We start from the raw sequence: 18,397 nt of genomic DNA on the forward strand, positions 1-18,397 counted from the left end.
ACGAGGCCGGGGAAAGAAAGGGAAGTCCTCGTTGCTCACCATGCCTGTCCGCCACCCGCACACCCGCGACGCCGTGTGGGGGTATCTCGCCGAAGTCACCGAGGTCCTCGGCGTCGGCCTCGAATCCTGCACCGTCGACCACGACAGCCCGGTTTCGGCGTACGTCGCGCTCGACGAGCGGCTCCCCACCCATCCTGAGCGCGACGTCGCGCTGCTGTGGGACGAGATCCACGGCTGGGCCGTGGCGATCGAGACCCACTCCGGCGAGGATCTCATCGTCCTCCGTTACCTGGGCGGGAAGACCGCCACCCCGCGTCCCGCCCAGGTCGCGCGCTTCCTCAGGGCCGTCCGCGAGGACGACCACAGCGTCGGGCAGCTCACCCCGCCGGATTTCGGCGTCCTGTCCGCCGCGCACGAGTGACCGCGGCTCGCGTCGGGTACCTCCGAAGGGCTTCGACCCGGAAGGAGTGAGCCGTGACCAGTATCGGCCTGCTGTACCCGACGCGGGACTGCGGTGAGGACGATTTCCTCGCCCTAGCGGGAAAACTGAGTCCCGGCCTCACCGTGGACTTCGCCTATGTCCCGTGGGGCGACAACGTCGGCCGGGTCGATGACCTCGACGCGGCCGGAAAACACGAAGCCGTGCGCGAACTCGGCGCGCCGGGCAGGCTCGTGTCCGCCGCGCGGTTCGGCACGGCGCCGGACGTCGTCAGCTGGGCCTGCTCCAGTTGCAGCTTCACGCGCGGCCTCGACGGCGCGCTCGAACAGTCGCGTGTGCTCGGCGAACGGCTCGGTGTCCCGGCGCGCAGCACTTCGCTGGCGTACCTCACCGCGCTCGCCCACTTGGGCACGAGGCGCGTGGCGCTCGCCTCGGTCTATCACCGCGACACGACCGCGACTTTCGCCGGTTTCCTCGCGGAGGCGGGTGTCTCCACCGTTCATTCGGTCTCCGCCGACGCGCCTTCGGACCGGGCGCTCGCGGCCTGGGACGGCCGCCGCATCACCGAACTCGCCGCGGCGGCCGACCACGACGAGGCCGAAGCGCTGCTGATCCCCGAAACAGCCCTGCACACGACGCCGTTGCTCGAAGACCTCGAAACCGGCCTCGGCAAACCCGTGCTGACGGCCACCGCGGTGACCCTCTGGGATTCCCTGCGGGCGCTGGGCACCCCGCCGATCCGGCAGGGCCTCGGCGAGTTGTTCAGCCGTTGAGCCTGCCGCGCAGATCCTGCAGGACCTTCGTGAGCAGGCGGGAAACGTGCATCTGGGAGATCCCGACGCGTTCGGCGATCTGGGATTGGGTCATCCCGTCGAAGAACCGCATCGTCACGATCGCCCGCTCCCGCTCCGGCAGCCGTTGGAGCAGCGGGACCACGGTGTGCCGGTCCTCGATGTGCTCGAAGCGGGAATCCAGTTCTCCCACCACGTCGGACAGCGGAAGCGAACCCTCGCCGTCGTTGACCGGCCGGTCCAGGGACGACGTCTGGTAGCTGTTCGCGGCGAGCAGCCCTTCGCGGACGGTGTCGGCGTCCACGTCGAGATGCTCGGCGAGTTCGGTGGGAGTCGGCGCGCGGCCGAGGGTCTGGGTGAGTTCCGTGGTCGCCCGCGAAAGCCGGGTGCGCAGTTCCTGCATTCCGCGCGGGACGTGGACCGCCCAGCCGGTGTCACGGAAGAAACGCCGCACCTCGCCCATCACCGTCGGCACCGCGTACGCCAGGAAATCCCCGCCCTGCCCCGGATCGAACCGGTCCACGGCCTTCATCAGGCCGATCCGCGCCACCTGGATCAGGTCTTCCCGCGGCTGCCCTCGTCCGCTGAACCGGACGGCGATGTGCTCGGCGACCGGCAGCAGTTCGAGGATCAGGCGTTCCCGCAGACGCTCCCGTTCCGGGTGACCGGCGGGTAATGCGGCCATCTCGTCGAACCAGGGACGGCAATGGGAGTAATCGTCCCTGCGCCGTGAACGGCGGTCACGAGGAGCCGGGACCGCCTCTTCCCGCAGGACGACGTGATCGATGTCTTCCATGAGCGACGTAGCGTTCACCAAAGTCACCTTCGTCCTTTGTGGACCGACATGAATCCGCTCCCCTCGTCACCGTTTTGATACCCGACGGGCGGGGACGGTAAACATCTGCCCTGGACGGGCGATCTTTCGATTGACCGCTGGGCCGAACGGGTATCCGCAGGTCAAGACGAAGGAGGAGCCGTGCCTGAACAGAGCTGGAGCGACAAACGCGAACGTCAGTACGAGCACATCAAGTCCTCTCAGAAGAAACGCGGCGCGAGTAGCGGCCGCGCCGAGGAGATCGCCGCACGCACGGTGAACAAGAACCGCGCCCAATCCGGTGAATCCAAGACCGCGAGCAAGAGTTCGACCAGGGACAAGTCGCCGCAGAAACGCGGCGGCCAACGGTCCGGTAACCGGAAGGGTCCCGGCGGGCCGACCAAGGACCAGCTCTACAACGAAGCGAAGAAGCGCAACATCAAAGGCCGGTCCACCATGACCAAGAAGGAACTGCAGAACGCCCTCGGCCGCTGATCGGAGGCAGGATGGACCACTCGCGCGCACCGGTGCTGGAAGCCATCGAGGCCTACCGCCGCGCGGGCGGGCTCGCCTTCACCCCACCGGGTCACAAACAAGGCCGCGGCGCGGATCCGCGCGTACTGGAGCTGCTCGGCCGGGACGCGTTCGCGTCGGACCTGCTCACCCTCAACGGTTTGGACGACCGCAGGATGTCGCGTGGGATCCTCAGCCAGGCACAGGACCTGATGGCCGACGCGGTGGACGCGGAGCACACCTTCTTCTCCACCTGCGGAAGTTCACTCTCGGTCAAGAGCGCCATGCTCGCCGTCGCCGGGCCGGGTGAACGTCTCCTGGTGTCCCGCAACGCCCACAAATCGGTCGTCGCCGGCCTGGTGATCAGCGGTGTGCACCCGGTCTGGGTCCGCCCCCGGTACGACGAGGAGCACCATCTCGCGCATCCTCCCGGCCCGGAAGAGGTCGAGGCCGCGCTGGCGGACGCGCCCGGCGTCAAAGGCATGCTGCTGATCACCCCGACCGACTACGGCACCTGCGCCGACATCCGCGGTGTCGCCCGCGTCTGCCATGCCGCGGACAAGCCGCTGATCGTCGATGAGGCGTGGGGTGCCCACTACCCGTTCCACGACGACCTGCCGACCTGGGCGATGGACGGCGAAGCCGACCTCTGCGTCACGAGCACGCACAAGATGGGCGGCGGGCTCGAACAGGCGTCGGTGTTCCACCTGCGAGGCGACCGGGTCTCCCCCGACGTGCTCAAGGCCAGGGAGGATCTTCTCGGCACCACGAGCACTTCCGCCCTGTTGTACGCCTCCCTCGACGGCTGGCGCAGGCAGATGGTCGAGCACGGCGAAGAACTGCTGGGCAACGCGCTGTCGCTGGCCTCCCGCCTACGAGCGGAGATCGAAGACATCCCGGGCCTGCACGCGCCGGCCGCGGAATTCCGCCCGCTCGCGTTCGAACACGACCCCCTCAAGATCGTGGTCGACGTCGCCGGCCTCGGCATCACCGGCTACCAGGCGGCCGACCATCTCGCCGAACGCCATCTGCACACCGGGCTGTCCGACCACCGGCGGATCGCGGTGCAGATCACCCACGCCGACGACGAGGAAACCGTGTCCGCCCTGATGAGCGGCCTGCGCGGGCTGGCAGGACACGATTTCGAGCGGCGGCCGGCGGTCGACCTGCCTTCGGCCGCCGAACTGACCCTGGAAATGCGGATGTCGCCCCGCGACGCGTTCTTCGCCGACGCCGAGCACGTGCCGCTCGACAAGGCCGAGGGGCGCGTCAGCGCGGAGATGGTCAGCCCCTACCCGCCGGGTGTCCCGGCGATCGCTCCCGGTGAAGTGTTCACCGACGCGATCATCGATTATCTCCACACCGGCGTCCGCGCCGGCATGTTCGTCTACGACGCCGCGGATCCCGAGCTGGGCACGGTCCGCGTCGTCGCTTAGCCGCCGACCACTTTCAGCGTGGGCATCAGTCCGGTGAGTTCGATGGCCCGCCGCAGTACCTTGGACGGCGCGAAACTCAGGTCGATCCCGGCCTCCGCGCAGTGACGATTCAGCTGCACCAGCACGGAAAGACCCGAGGAATCGCAGAAGCCGACTCCGGTCATGTCGATCACCGCGGCGCCGGGGCCGTCGGCCAGCAGTTCGAAGAGCCCGGCCCGGAGCCGAGGACTGGTCGAAATATCGATGTCACCCGCCACTTCGACGGTGATCGCTTCTTCCGAACGGGCCATCTCGACCACGACGAGAGGAGCGGCCTGCCCGGCTTCGGTATCGATCGCCATCCATCGAAGGTAGAAGGGTGTGGCCAGGACCGCAACCGTCGCGACAGGTCAGTCCGCTCAGGACGACTTGGCCACCTCGCGCGCGATCTCGTCCTTGTCCATCTTCGAGGCACCCGTCACACCCGCGTTGCGCGCCTGGGTCAGCAGTTCTCGTTTGGTGGCCTCACCGGGACGGTCGCCGAGATGCGACGCCCGGCTGTCCACGAAGGCCTTCCCCAGTTCGCGGCGCCGTGCTTCGCCCAGTTCACGCCGCATTTTCGGCAGTACGGTGGATTCCTCTTCCTCCACGTGATGCGTGACCGCCTCGACGAGGTCGGAGAGCACCTTGTCGAACTCCGCCGATTCGGGTTCGGTGCCGTTCAGCTTCACGAGCAGTTGCTCGGCCTCGGCGTGCTCCTTTTGACCGTGCGCGACGTCTCCGGCCACGGCCGCCTCCTCGGTGCGCGATCAACCCGACGCCCCCGGATACCCACTCCCCGCGGATTCATGCGCCGAATCGGGGCTATCCTCGCCGTATGGCCTGCCGTATCACCGAGCTCATCCTCGACTGCGCCGACCCGGCCCGGATGGCGGCCTTCTGGTGCGAAGTGCTCGGCTACGTCGAAATCGGCAAGGACGGCGACGACGTCGAGATCGGGCCGCCCGGCGTCGGCTTCGGCGGACCTCAGCCCACGTTGATCCTGAGCCGCAGCGAAGATCCGAAGCCGGGCAAGCTCCCGCTGCACCTCGACGTGAACCCCACCGACCGCGATCAGGACGCGGAACTGGAGCGGTTGCTCGCCGCCGGGGCGCGGCCCGCCGACGTCGGCCAGACGGGGGAAGAGTCGTGGCATGTGCTCGCCGACCCCGAGGGAAACGTGTTCTGTCTTCTCCGCGCACGGGTCGATCCCTGAGGCACTGTCCACATCGGACTCGATTGGCGGATGACGCCGCGGGGTACCCGGTGGAGAACACCGAACATGACTGGATGGTCAGCGATGGCGGACGAACGACTGTGGCAGCGCGACAAGGCCGGATTCGGCTCAGGCGAGACCATGTCGGCGGGCCCGCTGGCCGAGCAGTTCGTCGAACTCACGCGCCTGCTGCTGGCCGCCTCGACACCCGCCCAGGTCCTGCGGCAGATCGTCGCCGCCGCGTACCGGGTCGTCCCGGGCGCGGACCTGGTGTCGGTCACCCTGCGGGCCCCGGACGGGGGCTTCCACACCCCCTTCTCGACCGGCGAAGTGGCGCTGGAGCTCGACCAGGTGCAGTACCGGGCGGGCACGGGGCCGTGCGTCGACGCCGCCGACAGCGAAAGTCCCGGGTACATCCGCACTGAGGAACTGAAGGCGGAGAAGAGGTGGCCGGACTTCTCCCGGGCCGCCGTGCGGCACGGTTTCACCGCGATCCTGTCCACCGTGCTGGTGCCCGACGCGGCTCCACCGAGGCTGCCCGGTGCGCTGAACATCTACAGCCGCCGCCCCGGGGCGCTCGATTCGCGGGCACAGGACACCGCGTTGCTGCTGGCGACCCACGGCTCGCTCGCGCTGGCGACCACCAACGCGGTGAGCCGGGCGGAGCTGGAAGCGAGCCATCTCCGGCGGGCGGTCGAATCGCGCGACGTCATCGGGCAGGCGAAGGGGATCCTCATGCAACGACGCGGCCTGACCGCCGACGAGGCCTTCGACCTGCTGCGCCGCACCTCCCAGGACCTCAACGTCAAACTCGCCGAACTCGCCCGCACCCTGGCGACCCGGCACACGGAGCTCGACATCCCGTGAAGCGCGTGAAGGCCCCCTTCCCCTTGGCTGAGCCGAGGGAAGGGGGCCTTCACGCGCAACGGCCTCAGGCGAGGTCGAACCGGTCCAGTTCCATGACCTTGGTCCAGGCCTTGGCGAAGTCCGCGGCGAACCGCTCCCGCGCGGCCTGCCCCGCGTAGACCTCGGAGAGCGCCCTCAGCTGGGAGTTCGAACCGAAGACGAGGTCGACCGCGGTGGCCGTCCACTTCACCGCGTCCGTGGTGACGTCGCGGATCTCGTACACGTTCTCCTCGGACTCCGACACCTTCCACTTCGTACCCGGCGAGAGGAGGTTGGTGAAGAAGTCGTTGGTGAGCACGCCCGGCCGGTCGGTGAAGACACCGTGGCGGGTGTCACCGGCGGTGATCCCGAGCGAACGCAGGCCTCCGACGAGGACGGTCATCTCCGGCGCGGTCAGGTCGAGCATGTACGCGCGCTCGACGAGCAGGACCTCCGGCTGCAGCTTCTCCTCGGGACGCAGGTAGTTGCGGAACCCGTCGGCGCGCGGTTCGAGCAGCGCGAACGACTCGGCGTCGGTGTCCTCCTGCGTGGCGTCGGTGCGGCCGGGGTGGAAAGCGACGCTCACCTCGGTGCCGGCGTCACGCGCGGCCTTCTCGACGGCGGCGGAGCCCGCCAGCACGATCAGGTCGGCCAGCGAGATCTTGGCGCCACCGGCGTCGTTGAACTCGCGCTGGATGCCTTCCAGCGTCTCCAGGACGGTCCTGAGTTGCTCCGGCTGGTTGACTTCCCAGTCACGCTGGGGTTCCAGGCGGATCCGCGCGCCGTTGGCACCACCGCGTTTGTCGGTGGAGCGGAAGCTCGCCGCGGACGCCCACGCGGTGCCGACGAGCTGGCCGACCGTGAGTCCCGACTCGAGCACCTTCGTCTTGAGGGCGGCGATGTCGGCGTCCCCCACGAGCTCGTGGTCGACGTCCGGCACCGGGTCCTGCCACAGCTGCGGCTCGGGGACCCACGGCCCCAGGAAGCGGCTGACCGGGCCCATGTCGCGGTGCAGCAGCTTGTACCAGGCCTTGGCGAAAGCGAGGGCGAACTCGTCCGGGTTTTCCAGGAAGCGGCGCGAGATCTTCTCGTACGCCGGGTCGACGCGCAGCGCCAGATCCGTCGTGAGCATGGTCGGCTTGTGCTTCTTGGCCGGGTCGTGCGCGTCCGGGATGATCGCCTCGGCATCCTTGGCGACGTACTGCTTCGCGCCGCCGGGGCTCGTGGTGAGCTCCCACTCGTAGCCGAAGAGGATCTCGAAGAACCGGTTGCTCCACTGCGTCGGCTTGTCGGTCCACGTCACTTCGAGACCACTGGTGATCGTGTCGGCGCCCTTGCCGCTGCCGTGGGTGCTCAGCCAGCCGAGGCCCTGCGTCTCGATCGGGGCGGCTTCGGGCTCCGGGCCGACGTGGTCGTCGGCGATGCCCGCGCCGTGGGTCTTGCCGAAGGTGTGCCCGCCGGCGATGAGCGCGACGGTCTCCTCGTCGTTCATCGCCATCCTGGCGAAGGTCTCCCGGATGAAATGCGCCGCCGCGGCCGGGTCGGCGTTGCCGCGCGGCCCCTCCGGGTTGACGTAGATGAGGCCCATCTCGGTCGCGCCGACGTCGGGCACCATCTCGGTGTCATTGGCGTAGCGCTCGTCACCCAGCCAGGTGTCCTCCGGGCCCCAGAAGATCTCCTCGGGCTCCCAGGTGTCCACCCGGCCGAAGCCGAAGCCGAACGTCTTGAACCCCATCGATTCCAGTGCGACGTTCCCCGCGAGCACGAGCAGGTCGGCCCACGAGATCTGCTGGCCGTACTTCTCCTTGACCGGCCACAGCAGCCGCCGCGCCTTGTCGAGGTTGGCGTTGTCTGGCCAGCTGTTGAGCGGGGCGAACCGCTGCGCGCCGTCACCGGCGCCGCCGCGGCCGTCGTGGATGCGGTAGGTGCCCGCGGCGTGCCAGCTCATCCGGATCATCAGGCCGCCGTAGTGGCCGAAGTCGGCGGGCCACCAGTCCTGCGAGGTGGTGAGCACCTCGACGATGTCCCGTTTGAGGGCCTCGACGTCGAGTTTGGCGAATTCCTCGGCGTAGCTGAAGTCCTCGCCGAGCGGGTTGGCCTTGGGCGAGTGGGCGTGCAGCACCGACAGATCGAGCTGGTTGGGCCACCAGTCCTTGTTGGTACGCGGGCGGCCACCCGTTTTCGGTGTCGGCGAGTCGATCGCCGGGTTCTCGCTCTCGCTACCGTGCGCGGTTACGGAGTCGTGGGCCACGGGGCAGCCCTTCTCCGGGGTGTCACTCATTTCTTTCCTTCCGGGCAGGCGAATTCATCGCTGGACGGGGTCGGCCGCGCAGCCGGGGCACAGGCCCCAGTAGACGACCTCCGCCTCGTCGATCACGAACCCGTGATCGTCCGAGGCGGTGAGACAGGGGGCATGGCCGACGGCGCAGTCGACGTCCGCGATCGCACCGCAGGAACGGCAGACGACATGGTGATGGTTGTCCCCCACCCGGGTCTCGTAACGGGCGAGCGCGCCGGCGGGCTGGATACGCCGGATCAGACCGGTTTCGGTGAGCGCCCGCAACACGTCGTAGACCGCCTGGTGGGAGACCGTGGGAAGGTCGGCCCGCACCAGCGCTATCACCGTTTCGGTGTCGACGTGCGGATGATCGCGCAGCGCCGCGAGCACGGCCAGCCGGGGCCGAGTCACGCGCAGCGAAACCGCTCGCAGCTGTGCCTCGAAGTCGGACATCACCATGGACGATAAGAGCGTCTCTGGAACCGGTCAAATCAAGACCCCCGAGGAGTGAGGGCCGGTTTCGGGCCGGGCGACTCCGGGTAGCCGGTGAACCGGGCCATGACTTGCGTGAGGTGAGTCCATGACAACGACCGGAAGAGGCACCACCGACGTCGAAAGTCTCGAAAACGCCGTCGACGTCCTGCGCGCGCTGGACTACCGGCAGGGCGGCGCCTTTTCCCACGACGCGGTGCACGTCGTGAAATCGGTCAGCCTGCCGCTCAATTGGGGGACGGTCCCCGGCACGCTCCGGTCGCGGCTGCTGACGGTGCTCGCCGATCTGCACAATCTGCTCGGCTGGACGGAATTCGACATCGGCCGCCGGATTCCGGCGCGGCTCCGATTCGACCGCGCGCTCGGTCTCGCCGCCGCGGCGGGCAACGACAATCTCATGGCCAACATCTGTTACCGCCTCGGCGGGCTGGCGCTGCGCCATGACGACGTCGAGGGCGGGTTGGACCATCTCCGCCAGGGCCATGCCGCCGCCCATCGCTCCGGTTCCCTGCGAGCACAGGCGATCCTGACGATCAACGAGGCGTGGGCTCTGGCCAAGGCAGGCGACGAGCGCGCCGCCCTCGCGAGCTTGACACGGGCGGAGTGTCAGTTCGAGAGCGCGGACACCTGGGCGGCGGCACGCCCCTGGGAAGCCTTCTTCGGCACCACGGACATGGCCGCGATGCGCGGGACCGTCCTGACCGAATTGGCCAGGACGGCCACCTCCCGGCACAGCGAAGAGGCGATCGCGCGGCTACGCGACGCCGTCGGCGGCTACGGCGAGGAAATGTCCCGCAGCCTCGCGCTCACCTTGATCATGCTCGCGCAGAACCACGCGCTCCAGGGCGATTTCGACGAAGCCGTCCGCACCGGCACCGAGGCGCTGGACCTCGCGCGCGGCCTCGGTTCCACCCGCACCAAGGATCGGCTCGCGCCGCTGGCGGCCCTCCTGCGCCGACACACCGATCCAGCGTCCCGCGACCTGCGCGCCCGGATCGACGGCTATCGCGCCGAACCGAGTCCTTGACCGGCGAACCGCCGTCCGAGCAGGACCGCGGTCGCCGCGAAGCCGAGACACAGACCGGCCCAGACACCCCAGCCGCCCCAAGCGAACACGTAGGCGCACAAGAACATCGCCGGCACACCCACCGCCCAGTACCCCACGAGAGTGCAGCGGAGGCCGGAAACGGTGTCACCGAGCCCACGCAGCAACCCGACGAGGATGTTCTGCGTTCCCTTGCTGTACTGCTGCGCGATGGCGAACACCAGCAGGGCCGACGCCGTGCCGACCACCACCGTATCGGCCTCGTCGTGCAGGAACGGCCACAACAGCACCTCCGGCACCACCAGGTACGCCAGGCTCACCACCGCCATGAGTGACCAGGAAAGGGTGAGCGCCTGGCGGGCGATCACCGGCGCCCGCCCGCGATCGCCGTGGGCGACCGCGCGACTGACCAAAATGGACGATCCCTGCGACAGGCCGATGTTGGCCTGGTAGACGATGTACGCGAGCTGGTTCGCGACGTTCGACGCGGCGAGCATCGCCGGGCCGAAGGCGCCCATCAGCATGGTCGCGATCGAGGTGATCGCGGCTTCCGACCCGTAGGTGAAACAGATCGGGGTCCCGTGCCGGACGATGCGCCGGGCCACCACCGGATCCGCGCGCCAGAGCGCGAGCGAAACCATGGGACGCAGCAGGGGATCCCGCCTGACGGCCGAGGCGAACACGGCGAGCGTGAAGAACTGGACCAGCGTCGTCGCCAGGCCGATCCCGGCGACGCCCAGCTCGGGCAGGCCCGCCCAGCCGTAGACGAACGCCGCGTTGAGGAAGGCGTTGACCGCGATCGACACCAAGGTCACGGCGAGGAGGGAACCCGGGCGCCGCAGCCCGACGGCGAACTGGCGCATCACGTTCAGCCACACCATGGGGAACAGCCCGCCCGCCAGCGCGAACATCATCGCCCTGGCGAGCGACACGATCTCCGGTTTCTGCCCGAGCAACGGCAAGGCGGCCGCCAGTCCACAAAGGACGGACGCGCCCACCGCCGCGGTCAGGGTTGCGACGAGCAGCGCGGACCGCAGGAGCGACCGGATCTCGTCCCGCGCCCGCTCGTCGAGTTCACCGGTGCCGGTGCGGAGTTCCCCCGCCCCGGCCGCCGTGGCCACGAGATTCCCGACGCCGGTGACCATGCCGACGCACATGGTGCGGATCTGGTTGTAGAGCAGGATCGCCAGCCCGCCCGCCGCCACCGCGGTCACGCCGAGCAGCCCGAGCATGGCCAGGTCGACACTGGTGAGCGCCACCTGCGCCAGCTGGATTCCCGCGATGGGCGCGGCCAGCGCGACGAGCGCGCGGTATCCGCGGGCCGCCACCGCCGTGCTCATACGCCCACCGCCACCGGACGAGCCGTCCGGTCGCGGGTGGCCGCTCGCACGGACGCGGCGTAGGTGGCGAACCAGCGCTCCATCCGGCGATGGGCCAGTTCGTCGAGCACTCCCCTGGCACGCAGCCATTCGTCGTCGTAGACCGAGTCGAGGTACTTCTCCCCCGCGTCGTTGCACAGCACCACGACGACGCTCCCGGCCGGATACGCGTAGAGCCGCCGGAGCGCGACGTGGATCGCGCCGCCGGTGGTCCCGCCGACCAGGACGCCCGTGCGCCGGGCGACGACGCGAGCCCCGGCGAAGGCGTCGCTGTCGGACACTCGATGGGCTTCGTCGATCACCGACCGGTCGACGTTGTCCCCGACCGGGAAACCGGCCGGACTGCCCGCCCCGGTCTGGTGGTAGATCCCCGGCGCGCCACCGAAGATGATCGAGCCGACGGGTTCGACCGCGACCGCGCGGGTGCCCGCCCCCGCCGCGCGCAGGAAGCGCGCCGTCCCGCACAGGGAGCCGCCGGTACCGATCGCCGCGACGAGCACGTCGACGTCGCCGAGCTGCCCGAGCAGTTCCCGCGCCAGACCGGCGTACCCGTTGCCGTTTCCGGGATGGTTGTGCTGATCCGGATGGTAGGCGCCGGTTTCCGCGGCGATCCGGGCCGCGACCCGCCGCCGCTGGACCGAACTGACCCCGCCGTCCGGCGGGCCGTCGACGAACACCAGTTCCGCGCCGAGCGCGCGCAGCATCCGGAGCTTCTCCCGGGCGGCGTGGTGGTCGACCACCGCGGTGAACCGGTAGCCGCGTTCCAGCGCCACCAGCGCGAGCCCGTTGCCGGTGTTGCCGGAGGTGGGTTCGACGATATGCCCGCCCGGCCGCAGCCGTCCTTCGAGTTCCGCCTCGTCGATCATCTGCCTGGCCATGCGCACCTTGCACGAGCCGGTCGGGTTGAGGTGGTCGAGTTTGAGCAGGAGACGCGTCCCGGTGCCGGTGCGCGCGAGCTCCAGCAGCGGCGTGTTCCCGATCAGCTCGGACGCGCGCCGGACGATCGTCATCGGATCTCCTGGATCGGGTAGTCGGTGTCGACATGCCAGCGGTCGCCGTCGACCACCACCTTCGGGGGCAGGGGAAGCTGATGGAAGCCGCTCTCGTTCTTGTCCATCTGGTAGCCGGCCGTGTTGGGGTACACGAGCAGATCGCCGGTCCTCGGCCGCGCGGGCAGCTCGACCGCGCGCCAGGTCAGCACGTCGTACTCCATGCAGCTCGAACCGGCGACGACGGTGCGTACCGGCGTGCCGTCGACTGCTCCCCGGCTCACGAGGAGCGGGTCGGGCAGGAATTCGCTGCCCTTCCACTGTTCGGACAGGCTCATGGACAGACCCGCGACCGTGGTGATCAGGTGGTCTTCGGCGGGTTTGCAGCCCAGCACCGGGAACACCGAGAACCCGGCGCCGTCGACGAGGGCCCGGCCCGGTTCGAGCAGCAGCTCGATCCCGGCCGCGCGCAGGCGCTCCGCGAGCGGTTTCCCGGCGATCTCGTGCCGCAGGATCGCGGTCACCATGGCCGCCCCGGCAGGCGCCTGGTGGTACGGGTAGGTCCGGGCCGGGTTGCGGCCGGCGTGGAACCAGCCGTCGTGCCTGCCGGACTCGAACCGCGCCCAGTCACCGGCGTCCACATAGGACACGGCGATCCCGCCGCCGATACTGATCTTCGACGCGGGCCGGCCGAGCGCGCGGGCGTCGTGGCACAGATCGATCAGGTACGCGGCCAGTTCCGCCCGCGGCTCGGGCGCGTAGCCGTCGAGATGGAACGAGAAACCGCGCAGGACGACCGATTCGGCGCACTGCCGCACAGCCGCTTTCAAGGCGTCGGGCGCGAAGCCGAACCTGCTCTCCGGCGCGGACGGCGGCCTCACCCGCAGCAGCACCTGGGCCGTCTCCCCGAGTTCGATGGCCATGCGCGCGACGCGTTCCAGTTCGTCGGCCGCGTCCACCGCGATGAGGCAGCGATGCCGCAGGGCGAGCCAGAGCAGGCCGTCCGGTTTGGCGGCGCCGGTGACCCCGATCGCCTCCCCGCGCAGGCCGTTGCCGAGGGCGTGCACCAGTTCGGGCACGCTCGCGACGTCGACGCCCGTGCCGGGCCGGGTGCATTCCCGCAGCCACGCCGCCGCCTTGTTGGCCTTCTTCCCGTAGTAGACGGTGCCTTCGACGCGCTCGGCCGCGAGCGCCGCGACCATTCCCCCGAGGTTCTCGGCGAAAGTGGCCGGATGGACCACGTGGAACGGCCCGCCGCCGACAGCGCGGGCCATCTCCCACAGGGTGTCCGAGTCACGCAAACGCGGCGCCCACGGGCGTTCGAGCGCGGGCAGGGGCGGGGAAAGGGTGTCGATCAGGTCCACAGGGCCACCTCGCGGCCGCGGCCCGCCGCGATGGCACGGGCGGCCAGCGCGTGCGCCACCGGGATGTCGGTGATGATCATGCCGCTGCTGAAGGCGAACACCCGGTCGTCGTCGCCGCGACGGCCGGGCGCGCGACCGGCGAGGATCTCCGGCAGTTCGGCGTCGATCCGGAACACGCCGTCCGGGCCCGCCATCCGCTGCCCGGTCACCTCGACCTGCGCGCCGCTGGTGGCCACGGTGTAGTCGGCCTCGGCGAGCGTGCCCTCCTGGACTCCCTTGCTGGCGACCGAGATCAGCAGCCCGCCCGGCGGCAGCCAGCCGAGCCGGATCTTCGGGTGGGCCGCGCGGCCCGAGGCCGCGACCACGATGTCGGACTCACGCGCCGCGGCCTCCACGTCGTCGACGAGTTCGACCTCGCGGTCCGGGAACCGCTCCTTCACCGCGGCGACGCTGTCGCGCAGGCCGTCGGGATGCGTGCCGAACAACCGGAGCCGCTCCAGTTCCGGCAGCGCGGTGAGCAGGTACGGCAGCGTCCGGATCCCCTGTGCGCCGGTGCCGACCATGAGCGCGGATCGCGCGCCGGGCCGGGCGCAGGAACGCGCGATCAGCGCGGTGCTGGCGGGCGTGCGGGTGGCACCGACGCGGTGGCAGTCCATGAGCGCGAACGGCAGACCGGTGGTGTCGTCGTAGAGGGTGATCGTCGTGTAGTACTTCTCGGCCGACGTGCTTCCTTGGCGGTAGCTCGTCTTGAACGCGGCCTGCTCGAGGGAGCCGTCGTAGCCGAGCATCGAGTACGCGACGGCGTCCCGCGCGGGATCCGGCATCGGCACCATCAGCTTCGCCGGGTTCCGCGAGGCTCCGGACGCGTACGCCAGGTAGCCGTCTTCGACCATGGTGATCGCCTCGTCCGGGGTGAGTTCGAGGTTGCGCAGATCCGAGCGCGTGAGAATGTGCAGCGAGGGACCAGAGCTCATGAACGATCGACCTTTCTCGTGGGAAGGTGGCGCGCCGCAGCTTAATGAAAACGATTGTCTTTTTCAGTGACTGTGGTTCTTGTCACGCTAGGCTGGCGACCGTGAGTGGACCTTGGAGCGCTTCGAAAAGCCGCTCGCGCGCGGAAGAAGTCCGGCACCTCAACGCGATCAGCCATCTCGCGACGGACGACGGCACACCGGAGACGAGTGGCCCGCTCACCGGTATCCCGTTGGTGGTCAAGGACAACATCCACGTCGCGGGGATGCCGAACACCGCGGGCACCCCGGCGCTGGCGGACCACGTTCCGCGCGAGCACGCGGAGGTGGTCCGGCGCCTGGTCGACGCGGGCGCCGTCGTCATCGGCAAGGCGGCCATGCACGAACTCGCGTTCGGCATCACCTGCGACACGACCCCGCTGGGCCCGGTGCGCAACGCCCGCGACCCGTCCCGGTTCGCCGGGGGAAGCAGCGGCGGGACCGCGGTCGCCGTCGCGGCGGGCATCGTTCCGGCGGGACTGGCCACCGACACCGGGGGTTCGGTGCGTGTTCCCGCCGCGCTCAACGGGGTTTGCGGTTTCCGGCCGACCTCGGGCCGCTATCCGTCCGGCGGTATGACCCCGTTGAGCACCACCCGGGACACGGCCGGGCCGATCGCCCGCACGGTCGCCGATCTCGCCCTTCTCGACGCGGTGCTCGCGGGAGAAGCGCCGGAACCCTTGATCGAGAGTTCAGCGATCCGGCTGGGTGTGCCGCACGGCTTCCTGACCGGTGACCTCGCCGAGGACGTCGAAGAACTATGGGACGCCGCGCTCGCCCGGTTGCGTTCGGCAGGAGTCGTCCTCGTGCCGATCGACGACACATCCCTCGCCGAACTCGTCGCCGACCAGGGAATGCCGCTGGTGATCCATGAAGCGGGCGTCGCACTCCGGTCCTACCTCGCCGAATACGTGCCCGCGGTCTCCTTCGAACGGCTCGTCGCCGAAGTCGCCGCGGCCGACGTCCGGGCGATCTTCGCCGAGGCGATCGTGCCGGGTGTCGAGCCGGCCGTCTACGAGGCGGCGCTCGCCACCCGCTCGGCCTTGCGTGACGCCTACGCGAAGATCTTCACCGACAGCGGGATCGACGCGCTGGCCTTCCCCACCACCCCCGCGACAGCCCGGGATTTCTCGGCCGTCGAGAAGTTCGCCCACCGCGGGCGCGCGGTCCCGACCTTCCCGACCTTCATCCGCAACTGCCAGCCCGGCAGCATCGCGGGCTTCCCGGGACTGACCGTCCCGATGGGGCGCGACCGCGACGGCCTGCCCGCCGGGCTGGCCCTCGACGGCGTCGTCGGCGATGACCGGAACCTGCTGGCGGCCGGAGCTTTCGTCGAACGGATCCTCGATGGCCCGTGACCGTCCACAAGAGACACTGGCTCCGACCACCGCGTTCGCCGCCCTGCCTCGTGAGTGGTAAGGACGTCGCAGGTCCGTGAAGGCCTCCTTCCCTACCCTGAAGGTAGGGAAGGAGGCCTTCACGGACTACGCGATCGCCCACCCGCAGCCCCCCAGCAACACCAGCAGCCTCAGCAGTCACAGCGGCGCCGCAGGAAGGGGTGCAGGGGCGAGCAAGGGTGGCGGTGGCGTGGTGGGGCATGCCTCGTGAGTGGTAAGGACGGTTAGAACCGTCCTTACCACTCACGAGACCCAGGGCCGAAGTCGACTCACCGGGCCCGGATGCTGGCCCGGAGTGCGTCGATGAGCGCGACCGCGGCGGGCGGGTCGGGTGGGTCGCCGTAGGTGACGGCGTAGATCTGGCGGGGATCCTCGGCCAGTTCGGTGGCGTGGACGCCCGGCATCCGGTGGGCGCGGAGGGCGAGCCGCGGCAGCGTGGTCACGCCCATCCGGGCCGCGACCAGCGCCTGCATGACGACGATGTCGTCGCTCACCATCGAGATCCGCGGAGCGAACCCGGCCCGCCCGCAGATCGTGACGAGTTCGTCCTGGCATCGGGCGCAGCCGCCGATCCAGGTCGAGTCGCGGTGATCGGCGATGGTCTGCCCCGGTTCGCTGGTGAGCAGGTAGATCGGATCCTCCAGCAGGTGCACCAGCCGGAGTCCCCGCTCCTCGCGCGGAGTGTCGGCGTACCGGAAGATCAGGGCGACGTCGATCCGCCCTTCCCGCAGCATGCGCAGCGCTTCACCCGGATGTTCGTCGACCAGTCCCAATTCGAGTCCGGGATGGTCGCGGGCCAGCGCGGCGGCCGCATCGGGGACGACGGTGCTCAGGATCGACTGGAACCCCGCCAGCCGGACCCGCCCGGCGCGCAAGCCCACCTGCGCGGCCAGCTCGGCCTCGGCGCCTTCGACCCGGCCGACGATCTCGGCCGCGCGCGCGGCGAGCAGTTCGCCCTCGGGGGTGAGCCGGATGCCGCGGCCGATCCGCTGGACCAGCTTCGCCCCCGTCGCGGCCTCCAACCTCGCGAGATGGTGGCTCACCGCCGGCTGCGTGTAATGCAGTTCCTTCGCCGCCGCGGTCATCGAACCGTGCCTGGCGACCGCCGCCAGCACCGTGAGCTGCACCAGGTTCAGCATGGATAAAGAATACCTATACGAAGGGAAGAACTTCATCATTGGACGCCGGGCGGACAACGGAACACGATGAGAAGCGACAAGAAGGAGAACAAATGACCGTCGCACCCGAAACCGCCGCCAGACCCGGCCTCGCCGAGCTGATAAAACGTCTTCGCCAATGCACCGGAAGAACGTCGGAACCCCTGGCCACCGCGCAGGCCGTGGCGGCCGTTCTCACCGAACTCCGGCCGACTTCGCGGCTGCTCACCGCGGCGGAACGAGCCGGGTCCCCCGAGGGGTACACCCGCACCACCCTGCACACCGAGTCCGCCTTCTCGATCGTCGCGCTGGTCTGGCGGCCCGGCCAGCTCACCGAGATCCACGATCACCTGGTGTGGTGCACATTCCTTGTCCTCCAAGGAACCGAGACCGAGAACATCTTCGACATCGACGGCGACCGGCTCGTCCGGACGGCGCAGCGGCGGCGGCCCGCCGGGTCGGTCAGCGGCGTCGCGCCACCCGACGACATCCACCAGGTGCACAACGAAGGCGACACCGTCGCCATCACCTTGCACGTCTACGGCGCCGACCTCGCCAAGGGGACCAGTGTGCGCCGCAATTACCGGATGCGCGCCGATTCGCAGTAAAAGGCGTAAGCGTTTGGGTCCATTTCGCCTATTGCCTCCGGCACCGGCACCCGGTCAATTCCCGGCGCGGACTTTTGTCAGGAGTTCCCCTCGATCGTGCGCCGCATACCGACGGTCCCGGGAGCGGTCTCGACGAAACCATGGCGCCGGTAAAGCCGCCACCCGGGTGGGTCACCGAGAAGATTGACGTACGCGCCCGGAGCCGCGGCGTCGATCTCGGCGAGGAGGGCGTCGAGGACGGCGTCCCCGATACCGCGCCGCTGATGGGCGGGGAGGACGGCCATGTCGACGATGTGGAAGTACCACCCGCCGTCGCTGATCACCCGGCCCATCCCGACGGTCTCATCGGTGGCCCGGTGGATCACCTTGACCGAGGCCCAAGCGCCGTCGACCCCACGCTCGGCCTGCTCCCTCGCCGGTTCGGTGAGGCCCGCCTCGCGGCGCAGCCGCAGGTAGTCGTCGACCGACGGCGAGCCTGCTTCCAGGTGGTAGGAGTCGTCCATGACCGTTTGCCCCTTTCCCGGGAACCAGCGCGCCGACGGCGTTGCACCCGGCGCGTGCGATCG

General features: G+C 69.6%; 20 protein-coding genes. 9 read left to right on the forward strand and 11 right to left on the reverse strand.

The window, feature by feature from the left end; all coding sequences use genetic code 11:
• Positions 1–40: 40 nt before the first annotated feature.
• Positions 41–421: a DUF6292 family protein gene (locus AC0685_RS13705; protein ID WP_478225861.1), complete on the forward strand. Its 381-nt coding sequence runs from the start codon at positions 41–43 to the stop codon at positions 419–421.
• A 53-nt stretch (positions 422–474) separates the two neighbouring features.
• Positions 475–1,212: a maleate cis-trans isomerase family protein gene (locus AC0685_RS13710; protein ID WP_478225803.1), complete on the forward strand. Its 738-nt coding sequence runs from the start codon at positions 475–477 to the stop codon at positions 1,210–1,212.
• On the opposite strand, the gene AC0685_RS13715 is transcribed toward AC0685_RS13710, so the two are convergent.
• Positions 1,202–2,044, reverse strand: coding sequence for an RNA polymerase sigma factor SigF (locus AC0685_RS13715; RefSeq protein WP_478225804.1), 843 nt, complete (start codon positions 2,042–2,044; stop codon positions 1,202–1,204). The genes AC0685_RS13710 and AC0685_RS13715 overlap by 11 nt on opposite strands.
• Before the next feature lie 162 nt (positions 2,045–2,206).
• On the opposite strand from AC0685_RS13715, the gene AC0685_RS13720 reads away from it, so the two are divergent.
• On the forward strand, positions 2,207–2,539 hold the full coding sequence (locus AC0685_RS13720) for a plasmid stabilization protein (protein WP_478225805.1): 333 nt from the start codon (positions 2,207–2,209) through the stop codon (positions 2,537–2,539).
• A gap of 11 nt (positions 2,540–2,550) precedes the next feature.
• Positions 2,551–3,993, forward strand: a complete 1,443-nt coding sequence (locus tag AC0685_RS13725; protein WP_478225806.1) for an aminotransferase class I/II-fold pyridoxal phosphate-dependent enzyme — start codon at positions 2,551–2,553, stop codon at positions 3,991–3,993.
• Here AC0685_RS13725 and AC0685_RS13730 read toward each other — a convergent pair.
• Positions 3,990–4,334 (reverse strand): STAS domain-containing protein, encoded by a 345-nt coding sequence (locus AC0685_RS13730; protein WP_478225807.1) that lies wholly within the window; start codon positions 4,332–4,334, stop codon positions 3,990–3,992. The genes AC0685_RS13725 and AC0685_RS13730 overlap by 4 nt on opposite strands.
• A gap of 57 nt (positions 4,335–4,391) precedes the next feature.
• Positions 4,392–4,760 carry a hemerythrin domain-containing protein gene (locus tag AC0685_RS13735; RefSeq protein WP_478225808.1) on the reverse strand — a complete coding sequence of 123 codons (369 nt, stop codon included), beginning with the start codon at positions 4,758–4,760 and terminating at the stop codon, positions 4,392–4,394.
• Between the two features lie 89 nt (positions 4,761–4,849).
• Between AC0685_RS13735 and AC0685_RS13740 the strand changes: the two genes are divergently transcribed.
• Together AC0685_RS13740 and AC0685_RS13745 are read left to right on the forward strand one after the other, a co-directional pair.
• Complete coding sequence (locus AC0685_RS13740; protein WP_478225809.1) at positions 4,850–5,227, forward strand: VOC family protein; 378 nt, start codon at positions 4,850–4,852, stop codon at positions 5,225–5,227.
• A gap of 84 nt (positions 5,228–5,311) precedes the next feature.
• The gene (locus AC0685_RS13745) at positions 5,312–6,094 is read left to right on the forward strand and encodes an ANTAR domain-containing protein (RefSeq protein WP_478225862.1); all 783 of its coding nucleotides are present in this window, start codon (positions 5,312–5,314) and stop codon (positions 6,092–6,094) included.
• 64 nt (positions 6,095–6,158) lie between these two features.
• Here the strand turns inward: AC0685_RS13745 and katG are convergent, their stop codons facing one another.
• Both katG and AC0685_RS13755 read right to left on the reverse strand, forming a co-directional pair.
• Complete coding sequence (katG, locus tag AC0685_RS13750) at positions 6,159–8,393, reverse strand: catalase/peroxidase HPI (RefSeq protein WP_478225810.1); 2,235 nt, start codon at positions 8,391–8,393, stop codon at positions 6,159–6,161.
• 24 nt (positions 8,394–8,417) lie between these two features.
• A complete protein-coding gene (locus tag AC0685_RS13755) occupies positions 8,418–8,843 on the reverse strand; it encodes a Fur family transcriptional regulator (RefSeq protein ID WP_478225811.1) in 426 nt (141 codons plus the stop codon).
• 127 nt (positions 8,844–8,970) lie between these two features.
• On the opposite strand from AC0685_RS13755, the gene AC0685_RS13760 reads away from it, so the two are divergent.
• On the forward strand, positions 8,971–9,909 hold the full coding sequence (locus AC0685_RS13760) for a hypothetical protein (RefSeq protein ID WP_478225812.1): 939 nt from the start codon (positions 8,971–8,973) through the stop codon (positions 9,907–9,909).
• Here AC0685_RS13760 and AC0685_RS13765 read toward each other — a convergent pair.
• The 4 genes from AC0685_RS13765 to AC0685_RS13780 are packed head-to-tail and all read right to left on the reverse strand — an operon-like array spanning position 9,885 to position 14,633.
• Entirely contained in the window at positions 9,885–11,267 is a 1,383-nt protein-coding gene (locus AC0685_RS13765) for an MATE family efflux transporter (RefSeq protein ID WP_478225813.1), read from the reverse strand. The two genes, AC0685_RS13760 and AC0685_RS13765, sit on opposite strands and share 25 nt — an antisense overlap.
• Positions 11,264–12,316: a PLP-dependent cysteine synthase family protein gene (locus tag AC0685_RS13770; protein ID WP_478225814.1), complete on the reverse strand. Its 1,053-nt coding sequence runs from the start codon at positions 12,314–12,316 to the stop codon at positions 11,264–11,266. The genes AC0685_RS13765 and AC0685_RS13770 overlap by 4 nt, the downstream gene beginning before the upstream one ends.
• Positions 12,313–13,659, reverse strand: a complete 1,347-nt coding sequence (locus AC0685_RS13775; RefSeq protein ID WP_478225815.1) for a type III PLP-dependent enzyme domain-containing protein — start codon at positions 13,657–13,659, stop codon at positions 12,313–12,315. The genes AC0685_RS13770 and AC0685_RS13775 overlap by 4 nt, the downstream gene beginning before the upstream one ends.
• A complete protein-coding gene (locus AC0685_RS13780) occupies positions 13,650–14,633 on the reverse strand; it encodes an ornithine cyclodeaminase (protein ID WP_478225816.1) in 984 nt (327 codons plus the stop codon). Before AC0685_RS13780 ends, AC0685_RS13775 begins: the two co-directional genes overlap by 10 nt.
• A 101-nt stretch (positions 14,634–14,734) precedes the next feature.
• Between AC0685_RS13780 and AC0685_RS13785 the strand changes: the two genes are divergently transcribed.
• Positions 14,735–16,027 carry an amidase family protein gene (locus AC0685_RS13785; protein ID WP_478225817.1) on the forward strand — a complete coding sequence of 431 codons (1,293 nt, stop codon included), beginning with the start codon at positions 14,735–14,737 and terminating at the stop codon, positions 16,025–16,027.
• A gap of 308 nt (positions 16,028–16,335) precedes the next feature.
• Here the strand turns inward: AC0685_RS13785 and AC0685_RS13790 are convergent, their stop codons facing one another.
• A complete protein-coding gene (locus AC0685_RS13790; RefSeq protein WP_478225818.1) occupies positions 16,336–17,205 on the reverse strand; it encodes a LysR family transcriptional regulator in 870 nt (289 codons plus the stop codon).
• Between the two features lie 92 nt (positions 17,206–17,297).
• On the opposite strand from AC0685_RS13790, the gene AC0685_RS13795 reads away from it, so the two are divergent.
• Positions 17,298–17,831, forward strand: coding sequence for a cysteine dioxygenase family protein (locus tag AC0685_RS13795; protein ID WP_478225819.1), 534 nt, complete (start codon positions 17,298–17,300; stop codon positions 17,829–17,831).
• 77 nt (positions 17,832–17,908) lie between these two features.
• Here the strand turns inward: AC0685_RS13795 and AC0685_RS13800 are convergent, their stop codons facing one another.
• Complete coding sequence (locus tag AC0685_RS13800; protein ID WP_478225820.1) at positions 17,909–18,334, reverse strand: GNAT family N-acetyltransferase; 426 nt, start codon at positions 18,332–18,334, stop codon at positions 17,909–17,911.
• Positions 18,335–18,397 lie beyond the last annotated feature (63 nt).

Source organism: Amycolatopsis sp. NPDC043889 (genome assembly GCF_056435645.1).